At 50.4% G+C, this 15,886-nt stretch carries 14 protein-coding genes; 13 read left to right on the top strand and 1 reads right to left on the bottom strand.

Going from position 1 to position 15,886, the window contains the following annotated elements; genetic code table 11:
- Nucleotides 1-42: 42 nt before the first annotated feature.
- Complete coding sequence (locus ACIFQN_RS04515; protein ID WP_429831849.1) at nt 43-837, bottom strand: DUF3298 and DUF4163 domain-containing protein; 795 nt, start codon at nt 835-837, stop codon at nt 43-45.
- 230 nt (nt 838-1,067) lie between these two features.
- On the opposite strand from ACIFQN_RS04515, the gene ACIFQN_RS04510 reads away from it, so the two are divergent.
- The 13 genes from ACIFQN_RS04510 to bioF all read left to right on the top strand — a co-directional run bounded on the left by ACIFQN_RS04510 (nt 1,068) and on the right by bioF (nt 15,878).
- Nucleotides 1,068-2,159, top strand: coding sequence for an L-threonylcarbamoyladenylate synthase (locus ACIFQN_RS04510; protein ID WP_429831848.1), 1,092 nt, complete (start codon nt 1,068-1,070; stop codon nt 2,157-2,159).
- Between the two features lie 58 nt (nt 2,160-2,217).
- A complete protein-coding gene (locus ACIFQN_RS04505) occupies nt 2,218-2,778 on the top strand; it encodes a manganese efflux pump MntP family protein (protein ID WP_429831847.1) in 561 nt (186 codons plus the stop codon).
- 35 nt (nt 2,779-2,813) lie between these two features.
- Complete coding sequence (locus tag ACIFQN_RS04500; protein WP_429831846.1) at nt 2,814-3,284, top strand: low molecular weight protein arginine phosphatase; 471 nt, start codon at nt 2,814-2,816, stop codon at nt 3,282-3,284.
- A gap of 139 nt (nt 3,285-3,423) precedes the next feature.
- The gene (gene rpiB / locus ACIFQN_RS04495; RefSeq protein WP_429831845.1) at nt 3,424-3,879 is read left to right on the top strand and encodes a ribose 5-phosphate isomerase B; all 456 of its coding nucleotides are present in this window, start codon (nt 3,424-3,426) and stop codon (nt 3,877-3,879) included.
- Nucleotides 3,880-4,449, top strand: coding sequence for a TIGR01440 family protein (locus ACIFQN_RS04490; RefSeq protein ID WP_429831844.1), 570 nt, complete (start codon nt 3,880-3,882; stop codon nt 4,447-4,449).
- A gap of 48 nt (nt 4,450-4,497) precedes the next feature.
- Entirely contained in the window at nt 4,498-5,748 is a 1,251-nt protein-coding gene (glyA, locus tag ACIFQN_RS04485) for a serine hydroxymethyltransferase (RefSeq protein ID WP_429831843.1), read from the top strand.
- 148 nt (nt 5,749-5,896) lie between these two features.
- Nucleotides 5,897-6,526, top strand: a complete 630-nt coding sequence (gene upp / locus ACIFQN_RS04480; protein ID WP_429831842.1) for a uracil phosphoribosyltransferase — start codon at nt 5,897-5,899, stop codon at nt 6,524-6,526.
- Nucleotides 6,527-6,544: 18 nt separating this feature from the next.
- Complete coding sequence (wecB, locus tag ACIFQN_RS04475; RefSeq protein ID WP_429831841.1) at nt 6,545-7,693, top strand: non-hydrolyzing UDP-N-acetylglucosamine 2-epimerase; 1,149 nt, start codon at nt 6,545-6,547, stop codon at nt 7,691-7,693.
- A gap of 292 nt (nt 7,694-7,985) precedes the next feature.
- A complete protein-coding gene (locus tag ACIFQN_RS04470; protein WP_429831840.1) occupies nt 7,986-11,150 on the top strand; it encodes a phosphodiester glycosidase family protein in 3,165 nt (1,054 codons plus the stop codon).
- 442 nt (nt 11,151-11,592) lie between these two features.
- A complete protein-coding gene (bioA, locus tag ACIFQN_RS04465) occupies nt 11,593-12,927 on the top strand; it encodes an adenosylmethionine--8-amino-7-oxononanoate transaminase (protein ID WP_429831883.1) in 1,335 nt (444 codons plus the stop codon).
- An 18-nt stretch (nt 12,928-12,945) separates the two neighbouring features.
- Nucleotides 12,946-13,692, top strand: a complete 747-nt coding sequence (gene bioD, locus ACIFQN_RS04460) for a dethiobiotin synthase (RefSeq protein ID WP_429831839.1) — start codon at nt 12,946-12,948, stop codon at nt 13,690-13,692.
- Nucleotides 13,689-14,684, top strand: coding sequence for a biotin synthase BioB (gene bioB / locus ACIFQN_RS04455; RefSeq protein ID WP_429831837.1), 996 nt, complete (start codon nt 13,689-13,691; stop codon nt 14,682-14,684). Before bioD ends, bioB begins: the two co-directional genes overlap by 4 nt.
- Nucleotides 14,685-14,699: 15 nt before the next feature.
- A complete protein-coding gene (bioF, locus tag ACIFQN_RS04450; RefSeq protein WP_429831835.1) occupies nt 14,700-15,878 on the top strand; it encodes an 8-amino-7-oxononanoate synthase in 1,179 nt (392 codons plus the stop codon).
- Nucleotides 15,879-15,886 lie beyond the last annotated feature (8 nt).

Genomic DNA, 15,886 nt, shown 5'->3' with positions numbered 1-15,886 from the left:
CGGATGGTCAGGTGTCGTTTTTACGTACGAAAATGGGGTTGGTTATTTCAGTAAAGCCCCAATTTCCGGTTTCAACAGATTGTGGAAACGATGGGGGGCAATGGTAAAAGAGGGCATTCCTGCGGCATATGGCGCAATTTCATACTGACCAAAATGAATGACGAGGTTTCCATTTTCAAAGGAGAAGGACTGATTATCGGAGATGCTTTCAAACGAATAGATCTCCATGCCTTCTTTCGTATTTTGTTCTTTGATTTGCGCTGAAATGAGATGATTCAAGATAGAGCGATAGTCGTAGCCAGGCTGGAACAGATCGGCCAATGTAAGCTGTTTCGCTTTAGGCTGGTTAGCGATCGTGTAATACGTGACATCTGTCATTCCGTGCGCTCCACCCGTGTAGACATATGTTTGAACAGAGAAGGAAACGAGCTTGCCGGTGGAATGTACTTCATAGGAAATATCGAGAGCATATGGGCGCAGGTCGTAGCCGTATTTTTTGGCGTCTGCTGCGTTTTCCCGTGCACCCTGTTGTGTATGAGCGATAGTATCCTGAGCTTGCTTCAGCAAAGTGGCGTTCAGCTGTGCTTCGAACGCTTTATCTTGCAAGCCACTGATGACCGGAACAACAACCTTAATTTGATGTTCTTTCGTATTGGACAAAATCGTTTTAGGTGTGAACACGACGCCTTGGGTTTGTGGCTTTTGAACCTGAACAGCGGGTATACTTGGTTTGGCAGGAGATACAGCGGCAGGAGCTGCAAATGCAGGAACAGCGACAGATGTAAGCAGGACAACAGTGCCAAGCAGGCTGGAAGCAACAACTTTTAGAGATGACATATTCGTTCACGTTCCTTTCAAATGGGAGAACAAGAGGAAGTTTTCGTAAGCTTATTTTACAATAGCTCCCCAGGAAAATAAGTTAAAAAAGGGTAACAATCAACTTTTCCACGCTGCTTTTGAAAAGTTATACACAAGTTACCCACAGGCTGTTGAAAACTTTTACCTGCACAACTATACTAGAGGCACTCAATTATAATGAAACGAGCTTGAGAAAGGACTTTTTCACGATGGAAATAAATCTAATGACGAAAGTCTGGTCTGTGGATAATAGTGTGGAAAAAACTGTGGAAAAACTCCGTAGTTGTACACAGATTGTGGATGCCGCTAGTCTCTTGCGTGAAGGTGCTGTAGTGGCCTTTCCTACTGAGACTGTATATGGATTGGGTGCAAATGCATTATCTGATGAAGCAGTGGAAAAAATATTTCAAGCAAAGGGCAGGCCAAGTGATAATCCGCTGATTGTTCACATCGGTGCGATCGAGCAATTATCTGCCGTAGCTGTGGAGGTTCCGGAAAAAGGGAAAAAGCTAATGAAGGCTTTTTGGCCAGGGCCATTGACGATCATTCTTCCTAAAACGGATCGGGTAGCTCCTCTAGTAACGGCTGGACTTGATTCCGTTGGAGTGCGCATGCCTGACCATCCGATTGCGCTCGCTATCATTGAAGAAGCGGGTGTACCAATCGCTGCACCAAGTGCCAATCGCTCAGGCCGGCCGAGTCCCACGACAGCTGCACATGTGCTGAGTGATTTGGATGGACGAGTAGCCGGTGTCCTAGATGGGGGAGCGACAGGTGTAGGAGTGGAATCAACAGTGATAGACGTGACCGTAGACCCGCCGATCGTCCTGCGACCAGGCGGAATTACCCGCGAGCAGATGGAAGCGGTGATTGGAAGCGTTGACCTGGACCCATCCTTTCAGGTGGGAGCGGTCGAAATCCCTCGTGCCCCCGGCATGAAATATACCCACTACGCGCCTCGGGGGGAGCTGTGGCTGGTGACGGGCGAGGCTGCCAAAGTACGTGAGAAGATGGCAGAAATGCTGCGTGAGGCCAAAGCCCACGGCCAAAAAACAGGTGTGCTTGCGTCTGACGAATCATTCTCTTTTTGGACAGCCCAGCCTGAGGCGGATGTCGTTCTCTCGGTAGGGTCTCCTACTGATCTGGAGAAAGTTGCGCAGCAATTATATGCCGTCCTTCGTGAATTTGACGATCGGCAAACGCAGTATATTGTAGGAGAAACGTTTTCACGGGACGGCTTGGGTATGGCTGTCATGAATCGTCTAGAAAAGGCTGCTGGAGGCCGTATTCTCTCCGTGTAAAGCGTCTAAACTCCTTCTTGTCCGCATATGGTGAAGAGACAAGGAGGGGGGAGGCAGATTGGATCAGGTCTTGTTTCAATGGGGGCAATTTTTGACCTTGCTCATGATTGCCTTTGCCTTAAGCATGGATGCCTTTTCATTAGGGATCGGTGTGGGCATGGTAGGAATCCGTTTACGAGAGATCCTAAAAGTGAGTATTACAATTGGACTTTTTCACATTGCCATGCCCATAATCGGCATCGTCGTCGGTGCGTATTTATCCGATCTGGTTGGGGACATTGCGGTCTTTATTGGCGGCGGGGTCCTAATGGCCATCGGTGTGCATATGCTATGGAACGGATTCCTCCATGGAGATCAACGGAGCGTATTGAAAACAAAGGGATTCGGTTTGTTGCTCTTCGCCTTCAGCGTCAGCCTGGATGCTCTCACTGTTGGATTCTCGTTTGGGTTAATCGAGGTAAACAGGATTTTGGCTATCGCTCTTTTTGGTATCATGGGAGGAGCGATGTCCTACTTCGGTTTGTTGCTCGGAAAAAGCGTTGGAGGATGGCTGGGGGAGTATAGCGAACTAGTAGGTGGTCTTATTTTGTTTTGTTTTGGGTTAAAATTCATTTTGTAGGCGGATAGCGTCCTGACGAAAAGGAGGAGCATTTCGTGAAGCGGATATTGTTTGTCTGCACGGGGAATACATGCCGCAGTCCGATGGCAGAGGCGATTTTTCGTGCCAAGACTACAGGGCAAGGATATGAAGTGCGCTCGGCGGGTGTGGCGGCTTTTCCCGGACAGGGAGCTTCCTTGCACGCAAAACAGGTGTTAGACGAACGTGGAATCGAGCATGCGCATACATCGAGCCGATTGGACGACGATTTGATTGACTGGTCAGATGTCATTTTGACGATGACACACAGTCACAAGCATGCGATTACAGCCTATTTTCCTGCGGCGATGGCAAAAGTCCATACATTGCGAGAGTTCGTCGGAGTGGAGGGGCTTGGCGATATAGCGGACCCTTTTGGAGGCGAATTGCAGGATTATCGTCGTTGTGCTGAAGAAATTGAGGAATCGCTGGACATGCTGTCTGAGTTGTTGCTCCACCCGCGTTTTCGTGAATTTGGAGGTGAATGAGGTGCTGGTAGCTAGCCAGGACCTCGTTTTGTGTTGATAGCACGAACATTTTTTTGATTGAGAGTAAAAATGTTCACTTTTTACTTGAGGCATTTTGATGTATAATGAGTGAGATTATGAAACGAGCGAGGGATGACAGATGAAAGTGGCGATTGCTGCTGATCACGGTGGATACAAGCTGAAAGAAGAGATCAAGACGCTATTGGCCTCCATGAACATCCAGACGGAAGACTTCGGTTGCACTTGTGAGGAGTCGGTAGACTATCCTGATTACGCCTTGCCAGTAGCCGAAAAAGTGGCGGCAGGTGAGTTTGAGCGGGGAATATTGGTTTGTGGGACAGGCATTGGCATGTCGATTGCTGCCAATAAGGTTCCTGGTATCCGCTGTGCCTTGGTGCACGACACGTTTTCTGCACGAGCGACCCGCGAGCACAACAATACGAATGTACTCGCCATGGGTGAGCGTGTAATTGGTCCTGGGCTTGCCCTTGATATCGTGAAAATTTGGTTGGAAACAGAATTTCAGGGTGGACGCCACGAACGCCGTGTGGAAAAGATCACCCGGATCGAAGAGCAGCACGCGGGAGGGAAGTAAGTGGATTTGTCCGCCATCGAAAACCAGGTGCATGAGATCGTTGATGAAGTGGCACGTCTTGCCAAGATCAAGGCAGGACAAATCATGGTGATCGGTTGCAGCACCAGCGAAGTACTGGGGAACCACATCGGCAAAGCAGGCAGCAAAGAGGTGGCGGCAGCTATTTACCGTGGCATCCGCACTGCCCAAGAGCAGCTTGGTTTTGCTGTTGCATTTCAATGTTGTGAACATTTGAACAGGGCGTTGGTAGTGGAGCGTGAAGTGATGGAGCGCTTAGGACTGGACGAGGTTTCGGTCGTTCCTGTCCCGACTGCAGGTGGTTCCATGGCAGCTCATGCTTTTTCACAGTTGGCAGACCCGGCAGTGGTGGAGCATATCCGTGCCCATGCGGGAATTGATATCGGTGATACCTTTATCGGCATGCATTTGAAGCATGTGGCCGTACCTGTTCGCCCGACACTGCGCAGCGTGGGAGAAGCGCACGTCACGGCTGCTTCCACTCGTCCCAAGCTGATTGGCGGGGCTAGGGCTGTATATGAAGTTATACCCTCAAATAATAGCTGTACCTAAAAAAAGGATGTTCAAAAAGAGTATCATATTCAAGGAGGAGAATAGATCATGCTAGATTTTTTGCGTAAACAGGACCCTCAGGTATTGGAAGGCATTCAATTGGAATTGGGAAGACAGCGCGACAAAATTGAGCTGATTGCATCTGAGAACTTCGTTAGCCGTGCTGTGATGGAAGCAATGGGAACCGTACTGACCAACAAATATGCAGAAGGCTACCCGGGCCGCCGCTATTATGGTGGATGCGAATACGTAGACATCGTTGAGAACATCGCTCGCGATCGCGTAAAAGAGCTGTTTGGAGCAGAACACGCAAACGTTCAACCACACTCTGGTGCACAAGCGAACATGGCTGTTTACTTCACGATTCTACAACCAGGTGATACAGTGCTCGGGATGAACCTTTCCCATGGCGGTCACTTGACTCACGGTAGCCCAGTGAACTTCTCCGGAACGCTGTACAACTTTGTAGAATACGGAGTAGATCAAGAGAATCAACTGATCAACTATGATGATGTTCGTGCCAAAGCATTGGAGCACAAACCAAAGCTGATCGTTGCAGGTGCGAGTGCATACCCACGTACGATTGATTTCGCCAAGTTCCGTGAAATCGCAGATGAAGTAGGCGCTTATTTCATGGTAGACATGGCGCACATCGCTGGTCTGGTAGCAGCAGGTCTGCATCCAAACCCAGTTCCGTACGCACATTTCGTTACATCTACTACGCACAAAACATTGCGTGGACCTCGCGGCGGTTTGATTCTTTGCAAGGAAGAGTTTGCAAAAGCAATCGACAAATCCGTATTCCCTGGCGTACAGGGTGGTCCATTGATGCACGTAATTGCGGCAAAAGCTGTTTCTTTCGGTGAAGCGCTGCAAGCTGATTTCAAAGACTATGCAGCTCGCATCGTAGCGAATGCACGCGCGTTTGCAGATGCTTTGAAAGCAGAAGGTCTGACTCTCGTATCCGATGGAACTGACAACCACCTCGTGTTGGTTGATGTAAGCAAAATCGGCCTGACTGGTAAAGTAGCTGAACACCTGCTGGACGAAGTAAGCATTACAACCAACAAAAATACGATTCCTTATGATACACAAAGCCCGTTTGTAACAAGCGGTGTCCGCATGGGTACTCCAGCTGTTACAAGCCGTGGTTTTGATGAAGAGGCGATGAAAGAAGTAGCAGCAATCATCGCACTCACCTTGAAAAACCCAGAAGACGCAGCGAAACACGAAGAAGCACGTCAACGTGTGGCAGCTTTGTGCCAACGCTTCCCTATGTACGAAGGATTGAACATCTAAGAAATCCACAAAAGCAGGCCCCATGGAGTTTTCCGTGTGGGTCTGTATTTTTGCATGAAAAAAAGAATGAAGATTGGGCAAATTGACGGCGGCACACACCTTCGCTATTATGAAAAAGATGTATTGATAGGGAAACGGAGGAACTTAAATGAGCCGTGTATACGTATTTGACCATCCACTTATTCAGCATAAAGTAACGTTTATCCGTGACAAGAATACGGGCACCAAGGAATTTCGTGAGCTGGTGGACGAAGTAACCACACTGATGGGCTATGAAATCACACGGGAAATGCCACTCGAGGAAACCACGATCGAGACCCCGGTAGCTACCTGTAAATCGAATGTGATTGCAGGTAAAAAAGTAGGTCTCGTACCGATTCTGCGCGCAGGTCTTGGCATGGTGGACGGGCTGATGAAGCTGATTCCTGCAGCGAAGGTAGGTCACGTGGGTCTTTATCGTGATCCAGAAACGCTGCAGCCAGTGGAATACTACGTGAAGCTGCCTTCCGACGTCGCTGAGCGCGAACTGATCGTCATAGATCCAATGCTGGCAACGGGCGGATCGGCTGTTGCTGCGATTACTGCATTAAAAAATCGCGGTGCGAAAAACTTGAAGCTGATGTGCCTCATCGCTGCTCCGGAAGGGATCAAAATGGTGCAGGATGAGCATCCCGATGTCGATATTTATGTAGCAGCTATAGACGAATATTTAAATGACCATGGATACATCGTGCCAGGCTTGGGTGACGCGGGTGACCGCTTGTACGGCACGAAGTAGTGGGAAAGGGAAAAACCAATGAAAACATGTAAAGTAATGACGGTATTCGGTACGCGTCCGGAAGCGATCAAGATGGCTCCGCTAGTGCATGAGCTAAACAAGCACAGCGAAGAAATTGAATCAATCGTCTGCGTAACCGCCCAGCATCGTCAAATGCTCGATCAGGTGCTGGAGATTTTTGAAATCAAGCCGGACATTGACTTGAACATTATGAAAGACCGGCAAACACTCGTTGGTCTTACAAGCCGCGCGCTAGAGAATCTGGATGCGGTAATAAAGGAAGTAAAGCCGGATATCGTACTGGTGCACGGTGATACGACAACGACTTTCGTCGCGAGTTTGGCTGCCTTTTACAACCAGGTAGCGATTGGTCATGTAGAAGCGGGCCTCCGCACTTGGGACAAGTATTCGCCGTTCCCGGAAGAGATGAATCGTCAATTGACCGGCGTCATGGCTGACCTTCACTTCTCTCCTACGGAAGGCTCGGCAGACAACCTGCGCCGCGAAGCCAAACCGCAGGATCGTATTTACATTACCGGTAATACGGCGATTGATGCATTGAAAACAACGGTACGCGATAATTACATGCACCCTGTGCTTGACCGTGTGGCAGACCATAAACTGGTGCTAATGACGGCTCATCGACGTGAGAATCTAGGGGAGCCGATGCGTCAAATCTTCCGTGCGGTTCGAAGACTGGTGGACGAGCATCCCGAGATTGCTGTTGTGTACCCTGTTCACCTGAATCCAGCTGTGCAGGAAGTAGCCCAGGAGCTGCTCGGAGATCATGAGCGTATTTCGTTGATCGAGCCGTTAGATGCATTTGATTTCCACAACTTTGCTCGTCGTGCTCATCTGATCCTTACTGATTCTGGCGGGGTTCAAGAAGAAGCACCTTCTCTCGGTGTGCCAGTGTTGGTGCTGCGGGATACTACGGAACGTCCGGAAGGCATTGCAGCAGGAACCTTGAAGCTGGCAGGCACGGATGAAGAGCAGGTGTACACCATGGCAAAAGAACTGCTTACCGATCAAGAAGCGTACAATGCGATGGCGCATGCAGCCAATCCGTATGGAGATGGGGAAGCGTCCCGCCGGATTGTTGAAGCGATTCTGTATCATTTCGGACTTCGCTCTAATCGTCCAGAGCCTTTCCAATCGGGTCAATAATCATCCAGAATGATTGCGTTCTAAAAAGACGACATACAGCTATGAGTACCCGTCTGGTTTTATTCGTATAAACCGGACGGGTTTTCTTTGATGTAAAGGACTTGATAAGCTTAAGAAGATGAGAGCCCTCCGCAACAGTTTGACCGACCACCATAGCATTTGGTATGTTTTTCAAATTATGAATATAGCGATTTGGCGAAACTATCACCCACCATGGAGCGTCTAAATTTTAGTTGTACCCTTACATAACAAAAAAGACAAAAAGATCGGAATAGGGAGAGGAGTCACCAATATGAGAGCGCAAAGGATGGTTACGCTGCTCACGGCCACCACATTGGCCTGGGGAGCTTTTGTTCCGTTTGTGCCGCTTGCGACAAATGTTGCACAGGCCAGGGCGGAAAGCAGCGCATTGCAAATGATGTGGCAGACCCCGATTGGAGAGGGCACCACTTTACTCAAATACACGAAATCTTTTGCCGATCAGCTTGTTACCGTGATGGTAACAAAAGTTGACCTGAACAATCAGTACGTGGAAGTCAAACCAGTGTATGGAACGGCAGGCAAGCTGACGGATCGCCAAACCGTAACGCAAATGGCGAGGGAAACAGGTGCAGTGGCAGCAATCAACGCTGACTTTTTCAACATGTCCAAGCGAGGAGCTCCATTCGGTATTGTGGTGAAGGACGAGCAGTTGATTTCATCCATGGGTCTGATCTCTTACTGGTACAGCTTGGGGATCAAGGGAGATAAGACAGCCATCATCGACAAGTTCGGATTCGGCGGGAAGGTAACAGCGCCCAGCGGAGCGACCTATTCAATTCAGGGAGTCAACAAGGAAGAGTACAACCCGAGTGAAGGAAGAAAAAGTCACCAAAACCAGCTCAATCTATACACGCCCTCCTTTGGCAAAACAAGTCTGGGAGCAATCTCCGGATACAAAGATGTTGTCGAGGTGCTGTTTGTCGACAATGTCGCCAAAGAAGTACGTGTCAATCAACCAGGAGTATACATACCATACAACGGATACGTCCTATGGGGACATGGAGAGGCTGCCGCTTTTCTCAAGCAAAACTTCCCTGTAGGTGCTACGGCTGCGGTTGAGTACCAGACAACGCCGCAAAATATAGACTTGATGCAAGCGGTCGGCGGGAATGTGCTTTTGGTCAATCAAGGCAAAGCGTTGACTTCCTTCCAGGCGGACAAGTCGATCACATCGATGACCGCACGTACAGCTGTCGGGGTCTCCCAGGATGGCAAAACCCTCTATATGGTTACGATTGATGCCAACAAAGGGGTTTACCTCGATGAGCTGGCAAAAATCATGGCAGAGCTCGGTTCTTATCGGGCAGTCAATTTTGATGGTGGCGGTTCTACAACTCTAGCTGCGCGGATGCTTGGGGAAACTCATGCCAACCTTTCCAATAAACCGAGTGGTGGTGCGGAGCGACGTGTTCCAACAGGACTTGCCGTTTACAACACAGCCCCTGCCGGTGATTTAAGAGGATTCACAATTGATGTGCCATCAGACGTACTCATCGGCCAAACCATCCCCCTCTCCGCTTCCAAAGGGTACGATACGCATTACTTGCCTTATGCGATCAACCCTGCCAATGTGAGCTGGGATGGTAGTCAATCAGAAGCAGGAACAGTTGATGGACAGCGCTTTACGCCAGCCCGCTCCGGTCAGATTACGTTGACGGCTCAATTGGGCAATGTGACGCAAAATAAAGAAATTCATGTCATTTCCGGCAGTGAGGTTCAACAGATCGTCGTCTCGCCAAATCCGATAACGATCGCACCGGGACAAGCCCTGACGCTCGATGTGAAAATCAAGACGAAAAAAGGAGCGTTGGTTCCAGCGACGCCGCTTAGCGTCCAAGCCAGTGTAAACTCCGCGGTAGCGACCGTGAATGATAAGCTGCAGCTAATCGCAGGGAATGAACCTGGCAATGGAACCTTGACGATTACTTATGATGGAGTAGCGACAAGTGTACCGTTCGCAGTTGGACAATTTGAGCAGCCATGGCTTACTTTCGATAATCAAGCCGGGATGTACCATGCAGCGAGCCCGGCCAGCATCAGCTCTAGCGGCTCCTTTACAGTAGTAACCGACCAAGTATTCAGAACGAAGAAAGCTGCTAAGCTGGTGTACAACTTCTCGGGAGCGCCGGTTAGCAACATGCGTATCTCGTATGGAATTCTTGGCGCCAAGCCGGTTGCCATCCCAGGCAAACCACTGGGACTTGGCCTATGGGTGAATGGCGACAATAGCAGACACTGGCTGCGTGCCGAAGTACTGGATGCGAACGGCAAGACCGTATACGTCGATCTGGCAAAAGAAATCGACTGGACAGGCTGGAAGCAGGTTAAAGGCTACTTCCCGAGCAATGCCGCATACCCACTGCAGCTAAAGAGCGTATACGTCGTGGATCAAGCGAATGACGGAATCACTCATGATAAAGGAACGCTGTACTTCGATGAATTCTCGCTCTTGTTGCCGAACCAAGCAGGTCAGCCGAGCAACACGGTAGTTGTCCCTGAGCTGCCAGGAACCGTCTCATTGGGTCAAGAGCTCGATCTGAACTACTCCATGGTCAACACAGCCTCCTTCCTTGACAGCGCGACAGTAGGGATTGATTCCATCGTGACGCAGTCGTTGCCAGGCTATGTGCCGGCTGATTACTCCTTTACGATCAAGCCAGGCGATCTGAAGGAAGGTCAAGAAGACCGGATCTCTACTTCACCGATCCAGTTGACGCTGGTACCGAAAAAGTGGATCGCAGGAAAAGGAATTGGCCTCTTGTACGTAAACGAAACCAATCAAACACTTGATCCGTTGCTTGGAAGCGTCAATGCACAGGGTCAATGGGTGTACGAAGTGAACGGCTATGGCAAGTACGTCCCTTACTATTTGGACAATGCGGGAACAGGTGATACGCCATTTGTTGATATCTCCAACCACCCGGCCAAAGCAGAGATTAGCTATATGGCGGAAAAAGGGTACGTAAAAGGATTGACGGACACCACCTTTGGCCCGGAAGCGTCCTTGACGAGAGCGCAATTCGTCACCTTGCTGGCGAGAACGTTCGAGTGGCAACTCCCGTCCGCGCCCAAGCTGAGCTTCAAGGACAAGGTACCTGCCTATGCGCAGGGAGCTGTACAGGTCGCAGTGTCCAAAGGATTGGTAAAAGGCTACTCCGACAAGACATTCCGTCCGGATCAGCCAGTGACCCGTGCCGAAGCAGCTGTCATCCTGGATCGTCTCCTGAACAAAAAAGGAGCAGCCAAAACCGTTTCGGACAAGGGCACATGGCCGTCGTGGGCGTCCTCGTCTATTACCAACATGGTTGGCCTTGGCTTGATGGATCCAGTCAGCGGAAAGTTCCAGCCGAACAGTGCGACAACCCGCGCAGTATGCGTCGTGGCCCTATACCGTATTTTGCAGCAACCGAAATAAGAGATCAGACTCGAGAACCAGGCTTCCTCTATAAGGGGAAGCCTGGTTCTTTTTTTTGGCCAAGCTTCGTGGAAATTACTAAATGTTCATAAAGAGGCTTGAAATTAAGAGTAGGCTGGTGAGAGAAAAAAGGAGAAATAAGCGGAAGGTCTTAGGGACGCCGACCGAGGCGTAATGGAAAAAGAGAAACACGCTTTTAGCGTCCACCTTTGTGAATCCCCCTTGAATCGTCTACTTTGGACGCGGTTTCCCTTTTGAAATGGAGCCGTGCAAGAATGACCCCCAAGCAAGTGGCCCTACGAACCTGGAGTGTGTTCTCCTTTTTTCTCTCCTCAACTACAGCTCGATTTCGCCGAAAAACCGTTTGCTAAAATAGGTTAACCATTTTAAAATGTTAGTTAACAAATATGTGTTAACCAAAGAGGTGACTTGGTTGTTAAATATGCAAGCTGAACTGGCTGCCAAGAACAAGCAGTATCTCTGGCACCCGTTTACGCAAATGAAAGATTACCTTGAACAAGAGCCCCTGATTATCGCCAGAGGAGAAGGCATCAAGCTCTATGATGTGAATGGCAAGGCGTATTACGACGGGTTCTCCTCCGTTTGGTTAAATGTGCATGGCCACAATGTACCCGAACTCAATCAAGCCATTATTGAGCAATTGGGACAGGTAGCACATTCAACCCTGCTTGGCATGGCAAACGTGCCGTCCATCCTTTTGGCAGAACAGTTAATTCGTATCGCTCCAAAAGGTTTAACCAAAGTTTTCTACTCCGACAACGGGGCAACGGCAGTGGAAATTTCGCTAAAAATGGCTTTTCAGTATTGGCAAAACCGGGGGATTTCTGGCAAGCACTCCTTCATTACGATGAACAACGCCTACCATGGCGATACGATCGGAGCCACCAGTGTAGGAGCTATTCCGCTTTATCATCAGGTGTACAAGCCGCTGCTCTTTTCCCCGCATGTCATTCCGTATCCGTATCCATACAGAGCGGGCGGAGAGGAAGCGGCGGTAGAGGATACGCTGGGGCGTCTGGAGAGCCTGCTCCAGGAGCGTGCCCATGAAATCGCGGCGATGATCGTCGAGCCGGTCGTTCAGGGGGCTGGTGGCATGATCATCATGCCGGATGGGTGCCTGCAAAAAATAGCCGAAATCCTGCAGGCTTATGATGTACTGCTGATCGCTGACGAAGTGGCGACAGGCTTTGGGCGGACGGGAAAAATGTTTGCCTGTGAGCACGATGAGGTCGTACCGGACATTATGGCGGTTGCCAAAGGAATTACCGGAGGCTACTTGCCTGTTGCCGCTACGCTCGTCAAAGAGAAGATCTACGATGCCTTCTATGCAGATTATGAGGAGCAAAAAACATTCTTCCACGGACATTCCTTTACAGGCAATCCGCTTGGCTGCGCGGTCGCTCTGGCCAATTTGCGATTGATGGAGGAGAGGGGACTTGTAGAGGAAGTCGCCAAAAAATCGGCCGAGCTCCAGCAATTACTGGAACCTCTCAGCGATCAGCAGCATGTGGGCGATGTTCGGCAAAAAGGCTTGATGGCCGGGATCGAGCTAGTTCGCGACAAAGAAACCAAAGAGCCCTATCACTGGAACGAGCGCATAGGAGTACGTGTCTGTCAGCTTGCAAGGGAAAAAGGTCTGCTGACTCGCCCGCTGGGAAATGTCATCGTTTTGATTCCGCCGCTTGTCTCCACGACAGAAGAGCTTGCGGATATGGTACAGATCCTCTCTGATTCCATTCGGGAAGCAACGACATAAAGGAACGGAGTGAGGGAGATGGATCAGCGAGCATTTTGTGGACTGTTTCTTTCAGGGACGGATACAGGTGTAGGCAAAACGATTGTGACGGCAGGAATAGCGGCAGCACTGCGGCAAGACGAAGTGGATGTCGGGGTATGGAAACCCGTTCAGTCAGGTGCCCTAGCCAATGAGCCGGAAAGTGATGCTTATTTGCTAAAGGAACTCGGTGGAGTGGAAGATGCGTACGAGGAGATTGCCCCTCTCGTTTTCCCTGCGCCGCTAACACCGCTGCTTGCAGCTGAAGCAGTGGGCAAGAGCTTGACTATGAATGAGGTAGTGGCCGGGGGGCAATTGCTGATGGAGCGTCATCCGGCACTGCTAGTTGAAGGGGCAGGAGGTCTCATGGTTCCGCTGACCCGGACGGAGATGATGGCTCACCTGGCCGTCCGGTTGAAGCTGCCGCTTCTCCTTGTAGCACGGGCAGGGCTCGGGACGATCAACCATACTCTTTTATCTGTCTGGTATGCCCGCAAGCTCGGAATCGAAGTGGTTGGTGTCATTTTGAATGAAACAGCGCCTCGGGCGACAGGCGACGAGAGTGTTAAATCAAATGCTCACATGATCGAGCTTTACGGTGAGGTCCCGGTATGGGGTACGCTTCCGTGGATCGAAGGCCCCCTGAACTCAGAGCAGTTGGCGTTTACCGTCAGAGAGCATATTGATTTGAGTGGCATCCATACCTGTATACAAAATCAAAGGGAAAAGGGAGAGACGAGAAGATGAATCAGACAACCGTGATGGATTGGAAAGTCTACGCAAGCAAAGCGATGCAAAAGGAGGTATTGACTCCGCAAGAGGCCATGCTCGTGCTCCGGGCGGATGATGATGAGCTGCTCCCCTTGATGAATGCCGCTTTTCAGGTCAGAAAGCACTACTTTGGAAAAAAAGTAAAGCTGAACATGATCCTCAATGCGAAAAGCGGACTGTGTCCCGAGGATTGCGGGTACTGCTCCCAGTCCATTGTATCGACAGCCCCTGTGGCCAAGTACACGCTGCTGGATAAGGAAACGCTCTTGGCGGGCGCGCGCGAAGCACTTAATCGCAGGGCCGGTACATACTGTATCGTTGCCTCAGGCAGAGGGCCAACTGAAAAAGAACTGAATCAAGTAGTGGAAGCAGTGAGGGAAATTCGCGACACGATGCCGCTCAAAATTTGTGCCTGCCTAGGGATCTTGAGCGACGATCAGGCTGTGCGCTTAAAAGAAGCGGGGGTACATCGCTACAACCACAATCTGAATACGAGCCAAAGTCATTACCAGGACATTACGACCACGCATACGTACGACCAGCGTGTGGAGACCGTGGATACTGTAAAAAGGGCGGGCATGTCTCCCTGTTCAGGCGTGATCATCGGTATGGGAGAGAGCGATGAGGAGATCGTAGAAATGGCATTCGCCTTGCGCGAGCTGGACGCGGACTCTATTCCGATCAATTTTTTAAATGCGATTCCAGGTACGCCCTTGGAGAAAATGGGCCGAACGCCTGCCAAAAAAGCATTAAAGGTGCTTGCGCTATTCCGTTTTGTTTGCCCGGATAAGGAAATAAGGGTCGCAGGAGGACGGGAGATCAATTTGCGGACGCTGCAGCCATTGTCCCTATACGCAGCCAATTCGTTGTTTGTGGGTGATTACTTGACGACACCGGGACAGGAGATTACCACTGACCATCAGATGATCGAGGACCTCGGGTTTGAGATCGAGCTGTGTGCGTTATAGGCAGGAGAGGCAATCATGAATAACCGTTACGCATGGCTGGAAGAGGAATGGCGTCAATTGGATCAGCATTCATTGGCGAGAGCATTGCACACGGTAGAGCCTATGAGTAAAGACGGCGGGGCGTGGATTCATGTCTCGGGACAACGGCTGCTAAACCTTTCATCGAATAACTATCTCGGTTTGGCCCATGACAAAAGAATTGTGGAAGCAGGAATGCAAGCCGCACAAACATGGGGGGCAGGCGGGACTGCCTCCCGTCTGGTGAATGGCAACTACACGCTGTACGAGGAGCTAGAGCGACAACTGGCAGCTTGGAAAGAACGAGAGGGAGCACTCGTATTCGCAAACGGCTATCAGGCAAACACAGGCGTCATCTCGGCTATGGTTGGCCGTGGCGACGCTGTGTTCAGTGATCGGTTGAATCACGCCAGCATCGTCGATGGAATTATCCTCGGCCGGGCAAATCATTACCGCTATCGACACAACGATCTGGAGCATTTGGAATATTTGCTCCGCGAGCAGCGGGGCGGGCGGAGAAAATGGATCATTACCGACAGTATCTTTTCCATGGACGGAGATATGGCCCCGCTCACGGCTTTGGTAGAGCTGAGAGACCGTTACGATGCCATGCTGATGGTAGATGAGGCGCATGGGGGTGGAGTGCGCGGAGAGCAGGGACAGGGCCTGTGTCACGAAGCGGGCCTAGCCAATCAGGTAGATGTGCTGATGGGGACCTTCAGCAAGGCATTTGGCGTCTATGGCGCATACGTGTGCGCGGATGAGGTCGTCATCCGACATTTGACGAATAAAGCCCGCTCCCTGATTTATTCCACCGCCCTCCCCCCTTTTGTTATCGGCTCTGTCCTGGAAGCACTCCAACTCATTCAGACTGAGACGTGGAGACGAGTTGCAGTCAGACGCAATGCACGGTTATTTCGTCACTTGCTGCGCTTACGCGGTTTTTCCGTAGAAGAAGGCGATACGCCGATTATTCCGCTTGCGATCGGAGAAAATGAACTGACTTTGCAATACAGCAGAAAGCTTCGCGAAAGAGGTATCGCTGCTGTAGCGATCCGCCCACCTACGGTGCCAGCAGGCAGCGCACGTATTCGTTTCACCGTAATGGCGACCCACACACGCGCAGACCTGGAATGGGCAGCAGATCAACTCAAAGGAATCCGTGATGAGCTATGAGAGGAGGG

This window comes from Brevibacillus sp. NRS-1366 (assembly GCF_050467985.1).
Note: the sequence above shows the minus strand (reverse complement) of the source record. Positions and strands in the feature narration are given on the sequence as shown.